This is a genomic window from Tatumella sp. JGM91, assembly GCF_018257575.1.
In the GTDB taxonomy this organism is placed as follows: Bacteria; Pseudomonadota; Gammaproteobacteria; order Enterobacterales; family Enterobacteriaceae; genus Tatumella; species Tatumella punctata.
In genome coordinates, this window is record NZ_JAERJP010000024.1 from 16,965 (window position 1) to 39,725 (window position 22,761).

Here is a 22,761-nt window from a genome sequence, read left to right on the forward strand (position 1 = left end):
ATAACAAGGTTTCTTATGGCTCAGATAACTAAAAAAGAAGTCGATGTCGTGGTCTGCGGATTTGGCTGGGCAGGCTCATTAATGAGCATTGAACTGGCGATGGCAGGTCTGACGGTACGTGCCCTGGAGAAAGGTCCGGAGCGGGATTACGCTGCATTTGCCTACCCTAAACCGGCAGATGAATATGCCTATGCGGTGCGTAATAAAGTTATGACCACCCCGGCCGATTCTGCCGTCACTGTCCGTTATACGATGCAGGACACCGCGTTGCCGACCCGTAAATGGGGAGCATTTGTGCCAGGCGGCGGGGTTGGCGGGGCAGGTATGCACTGGACCGGCGTTTTGCTGCGTCCGACCCCCACCGATCTTAAACTCAAAACCTATGCTGATGAAGCCTACAAACCCGGCATATTGTCTGAAGATATGCGGGTCAGGGACTTTCCGTTCAGCTGGGACGAAATTGAACCCTGGTTTGAAAAATTTGAACGTATCTGTGGGTTATCCGGCAATGCCGGTAATCTGCGTGGAAAAATTCTGGAGGGCGGCGATCCTTTTGAAGGGCCGCGTGCCAATCCGATGCCGTTACCACCGCTGGAAAATACCCTGAACAACGTGATGTTCGGTGATGCGGTTAAAAAAATGGGTTATCACCCGTTTACTATCCCGTCGGCGGCGGCTTCGAGGGTCTGGACGAATCCGTACGGTAATACCATCGCGCCCTGCAACTACTGCGGTTATTGCTCTAAATATCCCTGCCTGAACTATTCTAAAGCCTCACCCCAGACCGCGGTGCTTGATGCCCTGAAGCAAATGAAAAACTTCTCGTATGAAGTACATGCCGAAGTCCTGAAAGTGGTACTGCACGACGATAAAAAAACCGCTAAAGGCGTGCTCTATATTGATGAGCAGGGCAATGAATGCTTCCAGCCGGCGAAAATTGTTATTCTCAGCAGCTTCCAGTTCTATAACGTCCGTCTGATGCTGCTGTCCGGTATCGGCCAGCCTTATAATCCGGTCACCGAAGAAGGGGTAGTGGGGCGTAACTATGCGTTCCTGAGTAATGGTGCTGCCACCCTGTTTTTTAAAGATAAAAACTTTAATCCGTTTATCAGTTCCGGCCCTACCGGGGTGCAGTTTAACGATATCTCTCCGGGCAACTTTGATGGTCCGGCGCTGGGGATTATCGGCGGGGCGAAAATTCAGAGTGCCCAGTCGACCGGGACACCTATCAGTACCGCACTGCCGCCAGGCACGCCTTCATGGGGTGCGGGCTGGAAAAACGGCCTGGAAAACTGGTACGGCCATTCGATGAAAGTGGGGATAACCACCTCATGCATGTCTTACCGCGATGTTTACCTGGACCTGGATCCGACCTATAAAGATCGCCATGGTCAGCCGTTACTGCGGATGACTTTTAACTGGAAACGTAATGAACTGATGTTACAGCAATATCTGAAAGGGATTGTTGGCAATATCGTCAGGGAACTGAACCCTGACAGTTTCAGTATGAGTTTTCTGCCGATGGGCGCGGACTTTGACCTGACCAAATATGTCTCTACCCATAATGTCGGTGGTGCCATCATGGGGGATAACCCGAAAACCTCTGCCCTGAACCGCTATCTGCAAAGCTGGGATGTTCACAATGTGTTTGTGCCAGGAGGTAATGCGTTTCCGCAGAACTTCCAGTCAAACCCGACAGATACTATTGGTGCCATCACCTTAATGGCAGCCAACGCGATTAAAGAACAGTATCTGAACAACCCCGGCCCACTGGTACAGGTGTAATATCATGATAAAAATGACATTCAGACGCCTGCTGTTGGCGAATGTATTACTACTGGGCTGCGGGCTGGCGGGAAGTACTCAGGCCGCGGACACCGGCAACAGCAACAGCAACAGCAACAGCAACAGCACTAATCAGGATCAGTTGGTCAGACAGGGCGAGTACCTGGCACGGCTGGGAGACTGTATGGCCTGCCATACTCGCAGCGGCGGTGCCGATTATGCCGGCGGGCTGGCGATAAAGTCTGGTCTGGGCACCATTTACTCTACCAATATTACTCCTGATAAACAGTCCGGGATTGGTCAGTATACGGAACAGCAGTTTGCTGATGCGGTGCGTAAAGGTGTCCGTGCTGATGGCAGCTTTTTGTACCCGGCGATGCCGTATCCGGATTATTCCAAAATCAGTGACCAGGATATCCACGCCCTGTATAACTACTTTATGCACGGTGTGGCCCCGGTAAATAGCCAGCCACCGCAAACCCGGCTGAGTTTTCCTTTCAGCCAGCGCTGGGGAATGCGTTTCTGGAATCTGGCATTTACCCCGGACCAGCCGTTTATGCCGGTTAGCGGAGCGAGCGATCAGGTCAACCGCGGGGCATATATTGTCGAGTCGCTTGGTCACTGCGGCAGTTGCCACTCCCCGCGTGGTTTTGCGATGAACGAACAAGGGCTGGATAGCAGTAACAGCAGCTTTCTTTCCGGTGGTTCGCTGAATGGCTGGGATGTTCCCTCGCTGCGAGGTATTCCGCGCTGGAGTCCCGAAGAAATTAGCGACTATTTACAAACCGGGCGTAACGATAAAGCCGGAGTTGCCGGAGAAATGACTGCGGTGGTGGAACACAGCACTTCCCATATGAGCGATGCGGATCTGCAGGCGATCGCTGCTTATCTTAAATTCCTCGGCGGGAACCCGCCATTACAGACTTATGACCCGCAAAAAAATCAGCTCACCACCGATAAACTTACTGCCGCCACTGATCTGACTGATGGTGAAGTTTTATACCTGAACAACTGTGGTGCCTGTCACTTTGCCAACGGCCTGGGAGCTGCCCGTGCTTTCCCGCAACTGGATCAGGCGTCGATTGTCAATGCCAGAGATCCGCATGGTCTGATTCAGATAATTCTGCAAGGCGCACAACTGCCAGCCACAGCTAAAGCCCCGTCAATGCTGAAAATGCCCGGTTTTGCCTACCGTCTGTCTGATCAGCAGGTCGCAACTCTGGCGACATTTGTCCGTCAGGGCTGGGGAAATACGGCTGCTGCTGTCAGTGCTGATCAGGTGAAAAAAGTACGGGACTCACTGAAATCGCAATAAATCCCGCGGGACAGAAAACCGGGAAATATTTCCCGGTTTTACTTCAGGTGTGCTGCGACATCCAGCCCCCCGTTAATCACAAACTGCACGCCCATACAGACCAGCAGAAAGCCCATTAAACGGGAAATAGCTTCGATACCGCCTTTACCAATAAAGCGCATAATTGCGCCGGAACTGCGTAATGAAAGCCATAAAATCACGGAAATCAGCAGGAAAGTGATTACCGGTGCCAGATGCATAACCCAGACCGGAAAATCCCCGGCCCTTACCGTTGATGCAGTACTGATAATCATGGCAATGGTTCCCGGCCCGGCAGTACTTGGCATGGCTATCGGTACGAAGGCAATATTTACCGGAGTATTATGCGGCCCGGCGGCATCAATTTCTTCCTGCTTATGCTGTATTTCCGGCGTATCGTGCAGTTGCTGTGCCGGAAACAGCATCCTGAAACCGATAAATGCCACAATCAGCCCTCCGGCAATCCTCAGGCCCGGGATAGAAATGCCGAACGTATCCAGTACCGCATTACCGGCATACCAGGCCACCATCATAATGGCAAACACATACACCGCAGCCTGGAAAGACTGGCGATTGCGTTCGGTAAAATTCATATCTCCGGACAGGCCAAGAAACAGAGCGACACTGGTTAACGGATTAGCCAGCGGTAATAACACCACTAATCCCAGCCCGACAGCTTTAATAAGTTCCTGCATAACACCCTCAGATTTTTGGACAGGGACAACCCGGTGCTCCGCCGTCCGGGAAGCGCATACCTGTCAGCAGATCCCGGCCCGGCGGTATATTAGCGAATATAACCTTAATTTCCGGCGGCAGCGAAGTTATCTCAGGGAGTAAAGTGTAGCAGTAACTGCAGACGGTGAATAAATCAGCAAAAAACCGAGGGCAGGGAGTCAAAAAGGGTACAGGCCGGCAGGCCTGTACCGGCGGGAAATTACATACCGAGGTATTTTTTGCCCTGTTCAAGCACTACGTTACAGGCTTTGGTTTTCAGCTTTTCACCCAGCGGGGTATTACTCAGGCTTTTCAGGCTGATTTGCTGGTTGTTACCTGTATTCAACAGTCCTGCCAGCCCCTGCATATAACCGCTTTCCTGTTGCTGAGCACCGGAGTCCGTCAGGCCCAGTTTATTTTTCAGCTGATCCGTCACCGAACTGACATTATTTTTCACCAGATTATTTTCGGCACAATACTGCAGAATCCCGGTTGCGTTACTCATACTGTCGGAACTGACCGCTTTATTTCCGCCATTCAGCAGACCGGTAATTGAAGACAGGGATAACCCGTTTTGCGCACCTGATGCCTGACCGGAGGTGGCAGAAGAAGAGTTCATTAAATCCGAAGCAGTACTGCTCAGCTTATCCTGCCAGCTGGAAGCACAGGCAGAGGCACTGACCAGTGCCGCGACGAAGCCCATTGCCAGTAAAGGTGTGTGTGTGATCTTTTTCATAAATACAGCCTCATCAGAATTATATTTTTACTCTGCGCCAGAGTTTAGTCCGTAACAGCCTCCGTTAGTTCCTTTTTTACTGCCCCCTGCTGATAATCGGAGGACTCCGACCCTGCTATCACCCGCGGCAGGGGCAAGGGGAGGAGCAAGGGCAGAACACTGATAAAAGACATTCGGCACACTGTGGCAGAAAACCGGCTGAATGTTTGTTTTTTCGGCAGTTAATTCACTTCGTCACGGAATCACCTTGCACCGTCCGGCACTCAGGGTATAATCCGCTTGTTTTCCGCATACCCTTCAGTGCCGAAGTGGCGAAATCGGTAGACGCAGTTGATTCAAAATCAACCGTAGAAATACGTGCCGGTTCGAGTCCGGCCTTCGGCACCATATGCGAAATTAAGTCACCTAAGGGTGGCTTTTTTTGTGCCTAAAATCAGTGAATTACTTCTTTTCTGCTCATTTTTCATTCTCATCGTATCTGATGGTATCTGCGGGTATATCGCATAAAGCGGGGTATAAATATGTATATCCCAAGTTCGATTTAGGGCGGTATACAGTTTTGTTTTAAAAATGACCGCTGGTGCTTTGTGTTGCATAGATGTTGGATGGAAATGGGCGTTAGCAGCAAGAATAGGTTGACCTGCTCCCCATTGATTAACACACCGCGATGTTAGTAATGTCTTCATAATGACCCTGACCCAAAATACTGCTCCATTCAGAAACAGAATTCCGGCATGATAATGACTCCCCTGAGCGGAGGTTGTGCCGATGAAAAAGTCACGATTCACCGAAGAGCAGATTGTCTTTGCCCTGAAGCAAGCTGAGCTGGGTACGTCCGTGCCGGAAGTTTGCCGCAAGCTGGGTATCTCCGACGCTACCTTCTACACCTGGCGCAAAAAGTACGGCGGGATTTCTCCTTCAGAACTGAAGCATATGCGGCAGCTCGAAGAGGAAAACCTTCGCCTGAAGAAGCTGGTTGCCGATCTGAGCCTCGACAAGGCCATGTTGCAGGACGTGCTGGCAAAAAAGAGCTGACGCTGGCACGCCTGCGCGAATGGGTCAGGGACTTACAGACCCGCTTCGGTGCCAGTGAAAGACAGGTCTGCTTTGCGCTGCAGGTCAGCCGCAGTTCGTTCCGGTACCGCTCCGTTGCGGCAGATGACAGCGCGCTGCGACTGCGCATCAGGGAGATAACCGAAACTCGCGTCCACTATGGCTACCGCAGGGTCCACGTCATGCTGAAACGGGAAGGCTGGCGCGATAATCACAAGCGCATTTACCGGCTTTACCGCGAGCAGGGATTATCGCTCCGGCTTAAACGCCCCCGCCGTAATAAATCTGCGCTGAAACGTCAGCCACAGCCGCAGGGACTGTATCCCAATCACGTATGGGGAATGGATTTTGTCTCCGATGCGTTGTTTGACGGTCGCCGGCTCCGCCTGCTGACGGTAATCGATCTTTATACGCGTGAGTGTCTGGGTATCTGCGTAGGCCAGAACCTGCGCTCTTCAGAAGTGGCTGAAATGCTGGACAGCATCGCGTTGAGACGTCCGTTACCGCAACTACTGAAAACAGACAATGGCTCTGAATTTGCAGGAAAAATTCTGGATAAGTGGGTATACGAACGTGATATCCGGATTGACTTCTCACGGCCAGGCACGCCCACGGATAATGCCACAGTAGAGTCGTTCAACGGCAGGCTGCGGCAGGAGTGCCTGAACGAGAACTGGTTCATGTCTCTGGAGGATGCACGATGCAAAATCGAGGCCTGGCGCATACACTATAACCAGAGTCGCCCTCATTCTGCGCTGGGCTGGATGACTCCATCCGAATTCGCCGAAAAATCTGCCGGTTGCCAGAATAAGCAACCAACCTGAAGCCGGTATTCCTGATTATGCCTGGATCATATTCGGGGTCAGGGTCAACTTTACGAGATTACTAGCATGCGCAGAATGTTTTATTCATTGTTATTTTGAATAAATAAAGATGAAATCCGCGCATATGAAACCTTCCCCTTTTTAATATCGTATCGTTCCGTCCAATAATCCTTGGCAAATTTTGCTTTCACGAATAATTATATCTCGTGTCGTCTGAAAAAACTTAGGTTCACCTTGACTCCATTGTATCAGTAACTTATGCATTTTTCTTAAATCTTTTTCTCGTGCACACCTATTGAAGAGAAATAGCAATTTCATTCTGGCGTTATTTAGTCTGCTACAATTTAAATTTAAAACCTCTATTGTTTTATTAACAATGTCGAGTGTTTCTGCAGCAGGCTTCCCATCTATACTAATGCTATTACAGTATGGTTCATTAGGTAGCAATTTACCTGTACCTTTGTCAAAAACAAATAAATTGTGCGCATCTGGAAGTGTGAGAGGAAGAAGAATTTTCCCTGTCCAGTCTTTGTCAATAACTTTATTTTTGTCTTCATAATGAGATTTATATGAATCGCAACTAAGGTTCACTGGTAATTGATAATCATCACCTTCGTTTGTCCCACCTAGACATACAGCTAAGAGATTAGACCATTCTAAATGCCAGTTAATGCCACCTAGGATTGAACCAGATTTAGATTTGAAATGCTCCACTTTTATTTCATGTTCATTTTCACAATCTAAATCTATCTCACAATACGCACAAAGGTACATTTGATCATTGCAAATGTGTTGCTTGAGCCTCTTATACAAAACACCTTGTTCATGATTCCTAAAATCATCCCAAGTTCCATTTGGATTTTGAGCTTTGAAGTTGGTAAAGAACTGATCCTCTGGAGTTTTATTGATCCTTTTCAAAATCGTTCTCCCAAATTCTTTTTTCAATTTCAAGCTTTAACTCTACTAAGGTTTCATCATCTGGACCGAAATGATGAGATAAAGTAGCACCTAGCTTTCTTGTGTAATCGCTAGCATATTCTTCTGAATATACTAAATCTTTATATTCTTGTAAGAGTTTGGTGTACTTATCACCTGGCGGTCTTTGAGCAACCTCAAACAAATTCTCCAATACCCAAGAAGATATTGCCCCTCTAACTCCTTTCGGTGCCTTAAATTTTTGTCCATTCTTTAATAACCATATGTTTTGGCTATCAATAGTATGACAAACCTGAGGACTATGAGTTGTAACTATAAACTGAATATTTTTAAAAGTTTTCTCAAGTCGCGGAATAATATTTTGCTGCCATGACGGGTGTAAGTGAAGATCTATTTCATCAATTAACACAATTCCAGTGCCATTTAACGGATTGACGCTATTAGGATTTAACAATGTCAACCTACGAGCAATATCAGCAATTAGTGCTAAAATGGATTTTTCTCCTTGCGATAATTGCAAAACACTTAGAGAAACATTCTCTTTATCCACAATCAGATCAAGAGGAGCTCTTTGAAACTTAAGATTACTAAATCCCGGGAGAAAAGAATAAATTGCATCTTCAACAGTATGTAATGTTTTACTATTTATTGAATAATAGCTATTTAATTTATCCTTTAAAATCTTTAAAGTATTGTTATGATCTTCTAGCAACTTTTTAGTGGCCTGAGAATCCTTATTTTCTGCTATTAGAGCTTTTAATAATGGATTGTCTAAGTCCTTTTCTTTAGCTCGAATTTCCGCTCTTAATGCTGTTATATCAGCATTATCAGAATTTTCAATTTCTATAAGTTCTTTAAACCATCTAAAGAATAATTTAAAATCAGCCTTTCCTGTTAGGCTCTTATTATATGCTTTGAATTTATCCCAGATTTGAGCTTCTTTAATTTCTTCTGAATTCTCAATGTCTTTAGTTGAAACGTCATTAGCTCTTTCAACTGTATACATTGCAATTAAAGGAAATGAAGTGTTTTGATTTATTGAATTGGCTGTTTTGAAAATATTACCTAACTCATTAATTCCGCTATAGTTACTTTTTGCTCTATCCTCATAACCAGGTTCGGTCATAGCTATGGTCATAGGGAAAGGTACTCCCATATAGTCGTAATTTATTACGATCGAAGCATAGTTTTGACCTTTTTTTAACTCATGCTTTTCAATACCATCGCCATTATGTGAGCGAGTAGATAGTCTTGAGGAGAGATGCGTCATTCCCTTCTGAATTGCATCGAGAATCGTCGACTTCCCACAGCCATTATTCCCTACTAAAACTGTAGAGTTCTTTTTCAGGGAAAAATTCATTATAAGGGACTCAAACCCTTTATAGTTTTCCAAACGAATATCAGCAACTCTCAGTTGACCGCCTTCTAGCTGTTTTGCCAATAACTCTTTAAAGTAATTAGACATTTTCTCATCTGGCTCAACTCCGTACTCATTTGAGCCAAATATCTTATAAAGCTGATAAGAAGTTGCAAAATCACCATTTTCCGATTTTTTAATTAATTTAGTTATTCTACTCGGTAAGTTCTGTTCCATTTTATCCTCCCTCAGAATATTTCTTGATAGACTCAACTGTTGATTTTCCATATTTTTTTTCAAGTCTTTCAATGAAAGTTGGCTCAATATTATGAGCAAAACCGATTAAGCCTCTAAGGTGATTAATATCAACACTAGAAAGCTTGCCTTCTTTAAACTTGAATACTAAAGAAGTAATGTATCTTTTTCTTTCCCTTCCTATTGATAACTTATTATTATTAGTTAAAGTTACTCCAGTGACATGACGGTTATGAGCTTTTGATGAATATACAATTTTGTTATTATTAATTATGATTCGCGAGCCAAAAAAATAAAGTAAGGTTGATTTTACCTTTTTATGAGCCAATCCTAAAACATCTTTTTCATTTGTTGAAAAAGTTAAATCATCAGCATATCTTGAATAATTTATTTTATTTAATAAGCAAAAGTTTTTTATCTCTTCATCGAAGTTGCTCATGACAACATTCGATATAAAAGGAGAACTTGGTGCTCCTACACTTAAAACTAATGCACCATTTTTTCTTTTTGTTCTACTCCAAAAACAAAATTGCTTTAATAAATTTTTGTTTGTATCTGAAATATCTAATTTTTGTCTAGCTAATGCCTTGAATAAAAGTTCCGGTGTTATTTTATTAAAAAAATTGACTAAGTCCAGCTTTAATAAATAAACTGAGTTTTGATGTATCTTGGCGTTATCTAATATGTTCTTCCCATCAACATACGCTGTGGCTGCATCGTGAATATGAGTATGTTGTTTGAGTATTTCAATTATATCCCTTTGTATTGCTTTTACTCGTGGCGTAGGTTGAGCTATGATACGATAGCCAATTGTACGCTTTGGAATTTTGTATACTTTGTAGTGTGTCGCTGGTCTTGATTTTAGAAGTGCGTCAAAATCGGGGTAAGCTTTTTGAAGTGTCGTTTCAATGTCGATGCTCATTACCAGCTTGTTCCGTTTACCAGTCAATAACTAGTACCAAGAGATGAACAAGGAGCTCTAAGTTCCCTGTCCATCCCGAGGTCCAGGCTCTTTACTTGAAGCCGCGGAACAAACTTTTTGATCCGCAACCTACTGGATTGCGGCTCAAAAAGTTTGTTCCGCAACTGTAAATGTAATCAATAAATTAGAGTTTGGCGCAACGCCCAACTAGATTTGACCAATCAGGTGGTAAATCCATAATACGCTAAAGAGCATTGGCATCTTACGCCTTCCCCCACAAAATTTCAAATATGAGACGCAATTGAACTCATACAGGCTTTCGCTTTGTGGTGCTAAATTAAACAATTATTGTTGCCACAATTTTGCCACACCTACAACGCGCAAAATTGCACATTAGTGTTGAACAAAGCAAAACACTGCAATAGTAAATTGATGATTTTACGAGAAAAGATGGCGATAATAGGAACCAATAATCCAATTCAAAATACTGATTTATATGAAAAATTTAAATTCGATAAATAAACCTATACACATCCCTATACACATCGGCGATAGCGTTCATTTTTTGAACCTAATTCTGAGTAAGAAAAAGTTTTTTTGCACTTAACTGTTCACACTGTTCACCTCGATTATTTCTCATTTTATATCATGTGGTTAGGTGGTGATGAGTTGGTGAAGAGTGAACAGTCGACTCTTCACCATTGTGATTTTTCTCGTTCTGGATGTGCCCGGTCAGGCGATGAGCGGGGGGATAAAAAGTTTTTTTAGGTTTTACTGTTCACTCTGTTCACCTCTAGTTTTTTCTCTATGATTTCATAGTGATGCAGGGTGAATATACGGTGAAGGGGCTTTGTTGCATAAATCGAACTTTTGCTGAGTTGACGGATCAGAGCACGTATCCCCTGATAACCCAGGTCGCTCCGTGGCAAAGCAAACGTTCAACATCACCAACTGGCCCACGTATAACAAAGCCCTTATCAACCGCGGCTCTCTGACCTTCTGGCTCGATGAGGAGGCCATCCGGGCCTGGTATGACACGGCTACCCCCGTGTCACGCGGACGCCCTCAGCGCTATTCTGACCTTGCCATCACCACTGTTCTCATGATTAAACGCGTATTCCGTCTCACCCTTAGGGCTGCTCAGGGCTTCATTGATTCCCTTTTTTATCTGATGAAACTGCCACTGCGTTGTCCTGATTACACCTCTGTCAGCCGGCGGGAAAAATCCGTTAACGTCAGTTTTAAAACACCCACCCGGGGTGAAATCGCACACCTGGTGATTGATTCCACCGGGCTGAAGGTCTTCGGTGAAGGCGAGTGGAAAGTCAGGAAACACGGTCAGTCACGGCGTCGTATCTGGCGAAAACTGCATCTTGCTGTTGATGCCAGAACACATGAAATTATCTGCGCCGACCTGTCGCTGAATAACGTCACGGACTCAGAAGCGTTTCCGGGGCTTATCCGGCAGACTCACCGAAAAATCCGGTCAGCGGCGGCGGACGGGGCTTACGATACCCGCCTGTGTCACGATGAACTCCGGCGTAAGAAAATCAGCGCACTGATACCGCCACGTCGTGGAGCAGGTTACTGGGCTGAGGAGTACGCAGACCGTAACCGTGCGGTGGCGAACCAGCGTGTGTATGGAGGTAATGGTCACTGGAAATGGACAACAGATTACAACCGGCGGTCGATAGCGGAAACGGCGATGTACCGGATAAAACAGTTGTTGGGTGGTTCACTGACGTTACGTGACTACGATGGTCAGGTTGCAGAGGCTCTGGCCATGGTACGTGCGTTGAACAAAATGACGAAAGCAGGTATGCCGGAAAGCGTGCGTATTGCCTGAAAACCCGCTCAGCGACAGGGATGCTCACCCAAAATCTGATTTATGCAACAAAGCCATTAATTATTTAAATGTAGATCAACGCGACAGAAGGAGAGATTCGTGATAGAGCGTCTTATCCAAGCTATCAAGGGTAGTATCCATAGCCCACCATAAAAGGTGGAAAGAGATACTTGCTGTATAGCCCGAATTGATCAATCATTTGTACATAAAAAAACACTATGTAGCTGAAATCATGAAACTTAACTACTTCGCCTATACAATTACTGATAATAATGATTCGAATATTTATTTCGACAACATTTCCGATATTATCAAGTCCTTTTGCCTTGGAAGAGAAAGAGCTCTTTTCGAAAAAAACAAAGGATTAAAAAAACTTTATTTAGCAATGCCGTCCACAATTCAAAATATATACTACCTTACCACGCCGGCAGTTATAACCGCATATAAAGCTGTTAATAGAGCATCTGGGATTGTAAATGATCTCTCGGCTGTCTTGGGTAAGGAGAGTCTCGAAAAGGTGACTTATTTCTACATTGACCCTTCTTATCCTATAATCGGTATTACAGAAGGAAAAGGAGGGGCTGATGTAGATGATTTGCAATTTTTTATTAATGAAATATTGAACCATGGACTTAGTTCTCAGCGTTTCAGTTTTAAAATCTCCACTTTAAAAGTTGAAATCAATGCTAAGTCTGCCACTAAATTCAAATTAATAACTGAGGCTAGAGTTAAACTAAATAATACATCAGTGAAGGATGTGGTTAACGGATTATTTGGAAAAGATCTACCAGAGAACATGGAGGTTGAAGTCGTAATAAAAAGGACAAATCGAAAGGAAAACGTCAAAGACTATATCGCCCCACTGTTAACTAAACTAGAAGAGTCTAATGAAAAAAACTATGCTCAAATATATTTTAGAGCTAAGGCAGATGAGTTCCAATCAAATATAAAGTCCTTCATTTTAGATAAAAATCAGAATATTTTTGACATAATTAATCCACATGCAAAAATGAGCATCGAAGACCAGATAATAGACAAGAGATATAAAAATCAAGTAGTTACTGGTGAGTGCGAAGCATTTATAAAAGAATACACTGGCCGGATAAAAATGACATTTAGTGATAATTTATGGATAATGATGAAAACTGAAGCATATCATAAACAAGAAAGTTGAGGTCGAAATGCTTACCAATAAACAAATAAAATTTTTCTCGGCACTAAGTTGGCTGGTAAGCATTGCAATTGCTTCTATTCTGGTATTTACAGCTATTCGTACTGATAGCACATTTATTATCATCAATAAAGATAATATAATCGGTGCAGCCACCCTACTTGGTACATTTGATTTTACTATGACTGGTTTCATTGCTGCAGTGGGGGCATATTTAATATCTATAACTGGTAAGGTGTCATTTCTTAAATGGTCGCAAGAAGGGTATGTGTCTATTTTCTATAATTTGTATGCTCAAAGTATCGTTTTCTTGTTATTGTCTTTTATTGCCTGCATGTTATCTATAATTACAGCAGAAAATATTTCTAGCTTATTGTTAAAGTGTGCCTTTTTTATTTTTCCACTTAATATGTTACACATATTAGTGTTAACGATAATAGCACTGCAGCAAATAAAAAAATAAACCCCGCATCTTACCATCTGATATATTAAAAGACACTTGTAATTCAATAAACGATAAAAATGGGTGATTTAATCATTTAAGTCACCCTTTCTCATTTTAACTAGAACGATTCCCTATAGTCTTATCGATTCGACTACGTTCGATAGTCTTTACGATCATCTTAATCAAGGTTAATCGATTTTGTCTCCCTGCCGTCTTTATACCTAATATTTTAGCAAAGAGTTTTATAGCACCTACGTTTTTAAATACCTCTACATTATTCAATATTGACTCTATTTCCTCAGGGGTTCTATTTTCGATATCATTCGCGAAATCGTTAATTCTACTATCAAAAATATTGCTATCATCTTTTAGAGAGTTGTTCTTCTGTGTGATGAAAGGACTCAGTTGAGTTCGTACAACATTTATTTTTTCGTTGCTTTTTTTTTCTTCTAATAATGAGAGGATGTCGTCAAGAGCGAAGTCAACTGATTTGCCGGGATAGTAAGACATTATCTTAATAATATAATCCGCAAAACTGATTAGTTCATGAGTTTTGATCATAGCGAATCCAACCTTATTTTTAACTCATCTGAAACGTTTCGGAAATAAGTTGCTTGCTTTCCTGCATTGTCTCTAGATTTTGGTAAGTGATTGTAACTATATACAGTTAAATTATTTTCAGAAGCTACTAGCACTCCATCACCGTGTGTAATGAAGTTTTCAAATGGCATTCCCTTGTGCTGTGAATCAACATCCTTTATGGTTTCATTATGTGTTGATTTTGGTTTTCCGCCATACTCTTTGACCATATTAAAAACAATCCCAAGCATTTCAGCATCTGTATAATCAATTTTTGACTCGGAATACTGAATCATTCCATTAAAACTTTTGTTTAATTTTTCCATCTCATCCTTTATTAAGGATATACCAACTGTAGATAAAAAATCAGGGATTGCTGGTATTAAATATGAACCACTGGCGAAGAAAGCATTCTGGGTTACTAAATTGATATTCGGAGGGCAATCTAAAAAGATATAATCATATTCATCCTGAACTTGTTCAATAGCCCTTTTTATTATAGCCATTTTCTCTAACTCAAATTCTGTCTCTTGCTTGTGTGTTGAACCACTTTTTTTCTCCCTAGCTAATCTCATATCGACAAGAACTAATTCATGATGAGATGGAAGTAAATCGACATTAACCCAAACTTTGTTATTACCTGCATCTAATGGCTGTTTTAGAATTGCCTTTCGTGTGTCGAATTTTTTGCCTTCAAAATAATCATCAAAAATATTCTTAAGTGTTGGCTTGTTTTTTTTATAAACATAGTCCACATACTTTGTTACCCCCAAAGCCAAATAAGACAAGTTACACTGCGGATCTAAATCGATTAACAATACTTTTGGTCTATCTTCATTTTGAAGCATTAAACCAAGTCCTAAATGTAATGTCAGCGTGGATTTACCAACACCGCCCTTCCAATTAATCATACTTATAATTTTTGCCATGTGTGAAGTCCTTATTTAAAAAATTATCACTGTACCATTGCAACATTTTTAACCTTTTATCTAAATATTGCGCATGATTATATGTACCTCTTATATTATTCTTATCCACATGAGCCAGTTGCAACTCAATCCATGCACTATCAAATCCTTCTTCATGCAAAATTGTGGATAACGAATGCCTAAAACCATGCCCAGTGACTTTGCCGCCATAACCAATACGTTTGATGACCTGATTTATGCTCGCTTCGCTCATTGGCTTGTTCGGATCGTTCCGCCCCGGGAAAACATAACGATAGCTTCCTGTCATGACTTTGAGTTCATGGAGTAAATCTAACGCTTGAGTCGATAATGGCACAAGGTGTGCCCTACGCATTTTCATCCTTTCTGCTGGAATTTCCCAAATAGCGTTATCCAGATCAAATTCCGACCATAATGCAGCACGTAATTCGATGGTTCTCACCCCCGTAATCATTAGTAATTTCGTAGCAATCTGGACAAGCCGACTCCCTGTGTAACTGTCTAAGGCACGCAGAAAATCAGGTATCTCATCAGCTTTTAGGAACGGGAAATGATTGGATTGATGTACTTCGAGGGCGCTAGAAAGATCTGCAGCAGGATTAAATTCAGCTCTCCCAGTAGCTATGGCATAACGAAACACTTCTGAACAACGCTGTCGCACTTTGCGCATCTTCTCTAACGCCCCGCATTTTTCAATTTTACGCAGCACATTAAGCAGTTCTAGCGGTTTTATTTCACCGATGGGTCTTGTCCCCACATACGGGAAAATGTCGTTCTGAAACGCTTCCATGATATCTGACGCATATCCTGCCGACCATTTGGTGGACTTCATCTGATGCCACTCTGTAGCTATCTTTTCAAACGCACTTTCGGATTCCGTTTGCAAAGCGATCTTCTGCTCTTTTCGAACTTCACTCGGGTTCTTTTCTTCCGCGACCAGTTTTCGGGCATCATCGCGACGAGAGCGAGCATCGGCAAGGGTAATCGTCGGATACACACCAAGCGAGATCATTTTGGGCTTACCGGCATAGCGATAGCGGAACCGCCAGCTCTTGCTTCCATTAGGCTCTATAAGCAATGACAAGCCTTGCCCATCTCCGAGTGTATAGGCTTTAGCTTCAGGCTTAGCGCGGCGAATCTGCATATCGTTTAAAGGCATGTGTATAGGAATCCAAGACCGAACAGGAACATATACACAATCCTATACACATTCAGTATCGGATTCTACTGGATGGTTACGGACAATGACGGACTAAAAGTCATTAAAATCTTTATAAATCATGGTGTTTATGGATGAATACGGACGTTTGGGGAAGTTGAGATGGTGCCGATAATAGGAGTCGAACCTATGACCTTCGCATTACATCTGCGAAAGCTGACCTGCAGGAATACCATACTTTTAAGAGTGGCCGGGATTGCCACTCTTATTGAACATAACATCGCTTTACCACACCGCCTCAGACGGCCTCAACGCGTTTTCAGGCCCTGAGCCTCAAAAGAGCTTCTTCCTCCCGAAAAAACCCGCAGAATCGTTCTGAGGCGCTTTACGGGAGTGAATGGTTATGCACCGGATACGGCTGTGAGACGTTGCCAAGATATCGGGGAGCAGCCCTGACCGGGCTTTGTAATACGTCCACCGGGGTGGCGGTGCTACAAAGTATATCCTGTCCCGTAATTCATCCCTGAGAAATCCCAAAGGTGTCCCAAGGAAATCTAAAGGAAACCGAGAAAGAGGTAAAGCAAACCAGTTGACCCACTCAGAATGTTGTTACCAATGTCAGCAGATCGCTCAAAGCTGCCCTTCACTTCTTTAACAAAAGCTCAGATAACCTTTAAATGACAGCTATTTGATATGCAAATGAGCCTCAAATCGCTGTCATTAAAAATCATGGTGTTATAGGTCGTCGATGCAAAAAATTTCATACGCCTGAAGGCTTACAAAAAATGCATCGCCTGAAGGCTCACTCGATCAAGGTTTTTACCCCCAATGACGCTATGCGTTATATAAAGAAAAGGCCTGAAGGCCTTGAAGGGCAAGGGCTGAAAGGGAAAATGCGCAACTTAATTGATGCAACGTTGATTTTGTTATTATTTTTTACTAACGTATAAAGCATGAAAGCCGCTCATGAGAGCTGTCAGGGCTTATACTGACATTGATGGCAAAGTCTGGCCGATAACAGACATATAACTTCGCTGTAACGGCAAAACCTGGCCAAAACAGGTATCAAATCTATGGCTTTTCTAACTTTTCAGTAAGTTATGAATAAATACAAGCCTTAAATCTATCAAATATATTAAATATATGAAGGTGCGTCTCACAGTATCATTATCTTGATAATGTGGTGTTTTATAAGCATTTTCTTAAATTTATTAAATCTACGCAGAACCCCCAATCTAGCGGGTGCTATCCCCTGCGGCAAAAACGTATAAAAACTATTTTGGGGCGAGACCAGTCCGAGCCCGTCTGAATCAGGCAAACCGGGGCGAATAGGCGCTATGGATGATGATATCTATGGTGGTCGCTGGCTATAGCATTACAGGTCAGATGTTCTTACAACTCCCTATTAGTAGGCACTGATATTATGTTTGATGCAAAAACGATAGTTATGAAATTACAGGAGGAGACCAGGCTACGCAGGAAACGGCCTTACCGGCGTAATCAGTCACGTCTGGACAGATATCGGGTAGAAATTCTTGCATTAAAACATCACGGAGCCTCTGCCGCGGAAATTCAGCGTTGGTTAAGACAAAAAAGGGTCTGTGTCGTTTTAACTACGGTTACGCGTTGGCTGGAGAAACATCATGGCTAGATTTTCATCTGAAAAGACGGATCGAGATATAGCTAAACGCCAGGCAGCTAACGTAATGAAGGTATTACAGGTTACGGCCTTTCGCTCAGTCGGTACAGTCAGAAATTATCAGGCAGCACTCACACGTATTGCTCTCTATTTCAGAACCAATGGTGGAGTGAACCTACAGGACATCACGCCTGAAATGGCGATCCGCTATTTCCACATTCGGGCTGCTGATGTTGGTCAAAAAAGCTTGGATATGGAGCGTCAGGCTCTACAGGCGATGATGGTACATCTGACTCAGGCTCTACCCGATGGACAAACATTGACAGTCGCGCGTTCTTTGCATGAACAGTCGTTGTCATCTAGGTCCTATACATCAGAACAAATTGAAGTCATCGCATCTCACCAGTCAGACAAAAACCGCTTAGCTACGCGTATTGCCTATAACGCAGGATTACGCAGCCACGAGCTGTTTTCTCTACGTGAATGGCGGTATCGCGAACCCAGTGCCCGGCCTGCGTCAGGTAAAAAATTTATGGGGCGGGGCGGCGTATCATACACAGTCCAAGGTAAAGGAGGGCTGCTCCGGGAAGTTAAGATCGCTTCAGAATTAGCAGAAATGTTGGAGAGCAGGCGATTAGCAGAATCGGTAACAGTGACGGACCGAGGCATTCATTATCAGCAATATTATGCGATTTCTGCGGGTCAATCTTGGAGTCGATCATTCAGCAATGCCAGCACCAGAGCATTGGGATGGTCAGCGGGGAGTCATGGAACGCGACACAGCTATGCCCAGGAACGAATGGCCGAGCTACAAAATTATGGTTGTTCCTATGACGAGTCACTAGAGATAGTGAGTCAGGAAATGGGCCATTTTAGGGCAGAAATCACCAAAACATACCTTAGGTGAAAAGAATTTAAATCTTTTATCTTGTGAAACTTTCCATTTTTTTTGGAGTAATATTCTGTAAAATGTTAATTTTATTTTACTAAAAATCATGTTAATGCAAATTAATAATATTTTCTGATTTATTTTTTAAAAGTGCTATTCGACCCTGGTAACACTCGTAGTAGCTTGGATATGTGGCCAGTGATTACCAGATTTGTTCGTATCTAAAAATACAATCGGAGAATTAATGATGTTGTTGACAGATGTATTTATCAAAAAACAGCAGAGAGAGTTAAATGCTAAAAAATTAGCTGGGGAGAGTGTCGAAAAAGAATTACGTTTGTCGGATGGGGGAGGGCTATATCTATTGCTCAAATCCAGCGGTAGCGCTTATTGGCGATTACGTTATCGCTTCCAGGGCGAGGACCGTTTGACCTCATTTGGTGAGTATAAGTACATTCCCTTGGCTCTGGCGCGTGAAAAACGCGAAGAGTATAAGGCCAATATTGCAAGGGGGATTGATCCTCGCGGAATAAAAGAGCAGGAAAATGTATTAACTTTTCGAGAGGTTGCCATGCAGTGGCACGATAGTAATCGGCAGTGGTCACCAGAGCATAGTCGTCGTATTTTAAAATCTCTGATGGATGAAGTTTTTCCTCAGTTAGGTGAAAAAAATATTAAATCACTCAATGCTCAAGAGCTATTGCAGCCCGTGAAAGTCATTCAGACATCAGGGCGTTTAGAATTAGCCTCGCGTATTTATCAACGTATTAATTCTATTATGACATTGGCAGTTGATAATGGATTGTTGGAGTTTAACCCCATTGCCCATAAATCTGGCGCATTAATAAAGAAGAACACAGTCCATCGCCCGGCTTTAGAGTTAGATAAAATACCTGAGTTACTGAAGCGAGTTGATGAGTATAAGGGCCGAGAATTAACGCAGTTGACAATTAAATTTTTGTTGCACACTTTTGTCAGATCGAGCGAAATGCGTTTTGCGCGTTGGGATGAATTTGATCTGGAGAATGCTGTATGGACTATTCCTTCTATCAGGGAAGAAATACCCGATGTAAAATTTTCATATCGTGGTTCAAAAATGAAAACACCGCATATCGTGCCATTAAGTGATCAGACGTTGAAATTAATTAAAAGCATTAAGGAATTTACCGGAAATAGAATATTCGTTTTTACCAGCGATCACTATCCCAAAAAACCAATGAGTGAAAATACTATTAATCATGCATTGCAAACAATGGGGTATAACACAAAAAAAGACGTTTGTTCTCATGGATTCCGTACTATGGCTTGTAGTGCACTGATTGAGTCAGGGAAATGGAGTCGGGATGCCATTGAACGACAGATGAGTCATCAGGAAAGAAATAATGTGCGCGCGGCTTATATTCATAAAGCTGAGCTTATTCCGGAAAGAAGAAAAATGATGCAGTGGTGGTCCGATTATCTACAAAAAATTCATCATGAATTTATGCATCCTTACTCGTTTAACACTAATGTTTAATTTACTTATATAAAGAGGTATATCATGGATAAGTTATTATCATTTAATCAGGTTATGGATATTACGGGTTATTCACGGCCACGTATTTATGAGTTGATAAAGCTGGGTTTATTCCCAAGAAAAATAAAGATAGGTGCAAGTAAAGTGGCTTTTATCGAAAGTGAAGTTAAAGACTGGGTTCAGAATAAGATCGCTACCTCCGTAATATAAATTTCACTTCTGAAAATAACTGTCTTTTCTGGCAGTGGGTAACTATTGCCAGAATTTAATTAATTCCTATATGAGTATAAAAAATGAGTCAGATAAAAAATAATAGAAACAAGCATGAACATGTCATCGATAAACTACCTATCAGTGTAGGATCGGATGGCTATGATAAACAAACTAGCTATGTAATGAAAAACTATATAACAGAAAATTCTTTGTGTAGTATTTACGGTCCTACTGGATCTTTTAAAAGTTTTCTTGCTATATCATGGGCGTGTCATATCGCAACCGGTATTGAGTGGTCTGGTAATAGAGTTAATCCGGGTGTTGTGATTTATATTGTCGGTGAAGGCGGGATCGGTGTCAGCCGAAGAGTAAAAGCATGGGAAAACATCTATAATAAAAAAGTCAGTAACCTTATATTAGTTAACCGGCCGGTGTTTCCTGCCGATCTCTCAGAACGGCGTGCTTTACTAAATGGGATAAAATACATTGAAGGTAAATGCCGATTACCTGTCAGATTAATTATTTTTGATACGCTAGCACGTTGTTACGGCAATCTGGATGAAAATAACTCGCAAGATATGGGGCGTCTGATTGTTGGATGTGATGCGATAAAAAATGGAACATCAGCCAGTGTCCTTCTTGTACATCACTCGGGTAAAGATGAAACAAAAGGTGCCAGAGGCTCAAGTTCATTAAAAGCCGCACTGGATGTTGAATTTAATGTTAAAAAAGATAAAGAAAACCAAGCGCTAATTTTGTCCTGTACCAAAATGAAAGACGCGGAAGAACCAAGGAGCCATGCTTATAAATTGTATGAATCAGAGTTATTTATAGATAATGATGGTGAAAAGATTTCTTCTCTGGCGCTCATTGATCATACTCGAAGACCAGTAAACCTATACCCTGAATTATCACATGTTCCAAATCTGACTGATAATCATAAAACTGTTTGGGAAATGATACATAAAAACTCTTCAAATGGTGGTGTATGTACTAAAAAAATGCTTCGTGATGAGTTGAAGCAACAGGGTATTGAGGTTAAGCACTTTCATCGATGGGTGAAAAAATTTATTGATGATGGAATATTGATAGAAAATGGTGAAGAACTACTACCAGTAATGCAGTGAATATTTTCATATATTTTACTGATATAAATTATTTTTTTTGAGATGTTAGATTTATCGGCTTTTCGAGTGATATACCCAAAATAATTCAAGTTGCAGGAAGGCGGCAAATGAGGGTACCCGATGAGCTTATGTGGGTAAGTAATTCGGGTGAGCGAAGGCAGCCAACGCAGCTGCAGCTTGAAGTATGATGGGTATAGAAGGTTTTTCCTGCCGCCTCATTACATTCGTTGGCCAACGCCTCACGACCGGACAATAAATTGCCCTGCTGTGAGGCGTTTTGCTTATTGGCTGTGCGTAGCGAATACCATCTCCCGTCGACGGGACTTTGAGCGAGGTTCTGGTGTTATGTGATAAAGGCCAAGTCTGGCCATGACTCACATCAGCGTATCGGTGTGGCGTAGTGTGAAGTGGCACAAAGGGTAATCCCACGCACTTTCTCTTGATAATATAATCTTTAGCTTATATCATTACTCTATAAGTCATAGCTTATAAGTGGATGGTATGTGGACAGTACTTTTTAGCCAACGCTTTGATGATTGGCTAAGCGAACAGGATGACGCGCTTCAGGAAAAAGTGCTGGCAGATTTGGGCAAGTTACAGGTGTATGGCCCTGAGCTGCCAAGGCCCTATGCGGATACGCTCAAAGGCTCGCGATACAAGAATATGAAGGAGCTGCGTATTCAGTTTTCCGGGCAGCCGATACGCGCATTTTATGCCTTTGACCCGATTCGCCGGGCGATTGTGCTTTGTGCCGGGGATAAGAGCAATGACAAACGATTTTATGAGAAACTGATCCGTATTGCTGAAGATGAGTTTGCCGCGCACCTGAAAAATCTGGAGATAAAAAAATGAGAACACTCGATGATGTGATTGCCGCACGTTCTCCTGAAAGCCAGGCCAGAATCAAAGAGATGTCGGATGAAATGATCCTTGAGGTCGGCTTACAGATGATGCGTGAAGAGCTTCAGCTTTCGCAGAAGTATGTGGCGGAAATGATGGGCGTTAGCCAGCCAGCCATCACCCAGCTGGAGCAGCGGGGTAATGACCTGAAATTGGCCACACTGAAGCGCTATATTGAAGCAATGGGCGGCAAGCTTAGCCTGGATGTCGAATTACCCACTGGAAAGCGCATCGCGTTTCATATCTGAGCCCTTTTTCTCTTGGCCGATGGCTCAGGCTAACCCCTTTAAGGCGATACACGCCTGCCTGCTATTCCTTCTCCCTGTACAGTGAATCAAGCGCTTTACGGGGACTGAATCCCTTCGCTATGTGATTCCCCACTTTCTTTCCCTATAGGCGCACAATCTGGGGAATA

General features: G+C 42.8%; 19 protein-coding genes, 1 tRNA gene and 2 pseudogenes. 13 read left to right on the forward strand and 9 right to left on the reverse strand.

All coding sequences use genetic code 11. The features are described from left to right. The first annotated feature begins 15 nt into the window (after nt 1-15). A complete protein-coding gene (locus JK198_RS14350) occupies nt 16-1,785 on the forward strand; it encodes a GMC family oxidoreductase (RefSeq protein ID WP_212709604.1) in 1,770 nt (589 codons plus the stop codon). Nucleotides 1,786-1,789: 4 nt separating this feature from the next. Continuing rightward, on the forward strand, nt 1,790-3,100 hold the full coding sequence (locus JK198_RS14355; protein WP_212710842.1) for a cytochrome c: 1,311 nt from the start codon (nt 1,790-1,792) through the stop codon (nt 3,098-3,100). 38 nt (nt 3,101-3,138) lie between these two features. On the opposite strand, the gene JK198_RS14360 is transcribed toward JK198_RS14355, so the two are convergent. Together JK198_RS14360 and JK198_RS14365 are read right to left on the reverse strand one after the other, a co-directional pair. Further along, the gene (locus JK198_RS14360; RefSeq protein WP_212710841.1) at nt 3,139-3,813 is read right to left on the reverse strand and encodes a MarC family NAAT transporter; all 675 of its coding nucleotides are present in this window, start codon (nt 3,811-3,813) and stop codon (nt 3,139-3,141) included. Nucleotides 3,814-4,052: 239 nt separating this feature from the next. Next, nucleotides 4,053-4,568, reverse strand: coding sequence for a DUF2501 domain-containing protein (locus JK198_RS14365; RefSeq protein ID WP_212709605.1), 516 nt, complete (start codon nt 4,566-4,568; stop codon nt 4,053-4,055). Between the two features lie 302 nt (nt 4,569-4,870). Here JK198_RS14365 and JK198_RS14370 point away from each other — a divergent pair. After that, nucleotides 4,871-4,955 (forward strand) — tRNA-Leu (locus JK198_RS14370). Between the two features lie 14 nt (nt 4,956-4,969). On the opposite strand, the gene JK198_RS14375 is transcribed toward JK198_RS14370, so the two are convergent. Further along, nucleotides 4,970-5,254 (reverse strand): hypothetical protein, encoded by a 285-nt coding sequence (locus JK198_RS14375; RefSeq protein WP_212710840.1) that lies wholly within the window; start codon nt 5,252-5,254, stop codon nt 4,970-4,972. A gap of 82 nt (nt 5,255-5,336) precedes the next feature. Here JK198_RS14375 and JK198_RS14380 point away from each other — a divergent pair. After that, a pseudogene (locus tag JK198_RS14380) lies at nt 5,337-6,445 on the forward strand (IS3 family transposase). Nucleotides 6,446-6,586: 141 nt separating this feature from the next. On the opposite strand, the gene JK198_RS14385 reads toward JK198_RS14380, so the two are convergent. The 3 genes from JK198_RS14385 to JK198_RS14395 are packed head-to-tail and all read right to left on the reverse strand — an operon-like array spanning nt 6,587 to nt 9,915. After that, nucleotides 6,587-7,363, reverse strand: coding sequence for a retron system putative HNH endonuclease (locus JK198_RS14385; RefSeq protein WP_212710839.1), 777 nt, complete (start codon nt 7,361-7,363; stop codon nt 6,587-6,589). Continuing rightward, nucleotides 7,347-8,975 carry a retron Ec78 anti-phage system effector ATPase PtuA gene (gene ptuA, locus JK198_RS14390; protein ID WP_212710838.1) on the reverse strand — a complete coding sequence of 543 codons (1,629 nt, stop codon included), beginning with the start codon at nt 8,973-8,975 and terminating at the stop codon, nt 7,347-7,349. Before ptuA ends, JK198_RS14385 begins: the two co-directional genes overlap by 17 nt. Before the next feature lies 1 nt (nt 8,976). After that, the gene (locus tag JK198_RS14395) at nt 8,977-9,915 is read right to left on the reverse strand and encodes a retron St85 family RNA-directed DNA polymerase (protein ID WP_212710837.1); all 939 of its coding nucleotides are present in this window, start codon (nt 9,913-9,915) and stop codon (nt 8,977-8,979) included. A gap of 878 nt (nt 9,916-10,793) precedes the next feature. On the opposite strand from JK198_RS14395, the pseudogene JK198_RS14400 reads away from it, so the two are divergent. From JK198_RS14400 to JK198_RS14410, 3 genes and pseudogenes are all read left to right on the forward strand, one after another. Continuing rightward, nucleotides 10,794-11,761, forward strand: a pseudogene (locus JK198_RS14400) (IS5 family transposase). A 232-nt stretch (nt 11,762-11,993) separates the two neighbouring features. Beyond that, entirely contained in the window at nt 11,994-12,935 is a 942-nt protein-coding gene (locus JK198_RS14405) for a hypothetical protein (protein ID WP_212710835.1), read from the forward strand. A 7-nt stretch (nt 12,936-12,942) separates the two neighbouring features. Further along, nucleotides 12,943-13,395: a hypothetical protein gene (locus JK198_RS14410; RefSeq protein ID WP_212710834.1), complete on the forward strand. Its 453-nt coding sequence runs from the start codon at nt 12,943-12,945 to the stop codon at nt 13,393-13,395. Between the two features lie 96 nt (nt 13,396-13,491). Here the strand turns inward: JK198_RS14410 and JK198_RS14415 are convergent, their stop codons facing one another. Genes JK198_RS14415 through JK198_RS14425 form a run of 3 tightly spaced genes read right to left on the reverse strand, consistent with a single transcriptional unit; the run spans nt 13,492 to nt 16,062 of the window. Then, nucleotides 13,492-13,938 carry a hypothetical protein gene (locus tag JK198_RS14415; RefSeq protein WP_212710833.1) on the reverse strand — a complete coding sequence of 149 codons (447 nt, stop codon included), beginning with the start codon at nt 13,936-13,938 and terminating at the stop codon, nt 13,492-13,494. Beyond that, on the reverse strand, nt 13,935-14,885 hold the full coding sequence (locus JK198_RS14420; RefSeq protein WP_212710832.1) for an AAA family ATPase: 951 nt from the start codon (nt 14,883-14,885) through the stop codon (nt 13,935-13,937). Before JK198_RS14420 ends, JK198_RS14415 begins: the two co-directional genes overlap by 4 nt. Continuing rightward, complete coding sequence (locus tag JK198_RS14425) at nt 14,860-16,062, reverse strand: tyrosine-type recombinase/integrase (protein WP_212710831.1); 1,203 nt, start codon at nt 16,060-16,062, stop codon at nt 14,860-14,862. The genes JK198_RS14420 and JK198_RS14425 overlap by 26 nt, the downstream gene beginning before the upstream one ends. A 1,643-nt stretch (nt 16,063-17,705) precedes the next feature. Here JK198_RS14425 and JK198_RS14430 point away from each other — a divergent pair. The 6 genes from JK198_RS14430 to JK198_RS14455 all read left to right on the forward strand — a co-directional run bounded on the left by JK198_RS14430 (nt 17,706) and on the right by JK198_RS14455 (nt 22,594). Further along, complete coding sequence (locus tag JK198_RS14430) at nt 17,706-18,608, forward strand: site-specific integrase (RefSeq protein WP_212710830.1); 903 nt, start codon at nt 17,706-17,708, stop codon at nt 18,606-18,608. A 226-nt stretch (nt 18,609-18,834) separates the two neighbouring features. Continuing rightward, nucleotides 18,835-20,106: a tyrosine-type recombinase/integrase gene (locus JK198_RS14435; RefSeq protein ID WP_249213343.1), complete on the forward strand. Its 1,272-nt coding sequence runs from the start codon at nt 18,835-18,837 to the stop codon at nt 20,104-20,106. A gap of 24 nt (nt 20,107-20,130) precedes the next feature. Continuing rightward, nucleotides 20,131-20,316: an AlpA family phage regulatory protein gene (locus JK198_RS14440; protein WP_212710829.1), complete on the forward strand. Its 186-nt coding sequence runs from the start codon at nt 20,131-20,133 to the stop codon at nt 20,314-20,316. 83 nt (nt 20,317-20,399) lie between these two features. Further along, nucleotides 20,400-21,446, forward strand: a complete 1,047-nt coding sequence (locus JK198_RS14445; RefSeq protein ID WP_212710828.1) for a helicase RepA family protein — start codon at nt 20,400-20,402, stop codon at nt 21,444-21,446. A gap of 501 nt (nt 21,447-21,947) precedes the next feature. Continuing rightward, complete coding sequence (locus tag JK198_RS14450; protein WP_212710827.1) at nt 21,948-22,298, forward strand: type II toxin-antitoxin system RelE/ParE family toxin; 351 nt, start codon at nt 21,948-21,950, stop codon at nt 22,296-22,298. Continuing rightward, the gene (locus JK198_RS14455; protein WP_038808067.1) at nt 22,295-22,594 is read left to right on the forward strand and encodes a helix-turn-helix domain-containing protein; all 300 of its coding nucleotides are present in this window, start codon (nt 22,295-22,297) and stop codon (nt 22,592-22,594) included. The genes JK198_RS14450 and JK198_RS14455 overlap by 4 nt, the downstream gene beginning before the upstream one ends. The last annotated feature ends 167 nt before the right edge of the window (nt 22,595-22,761 follow it).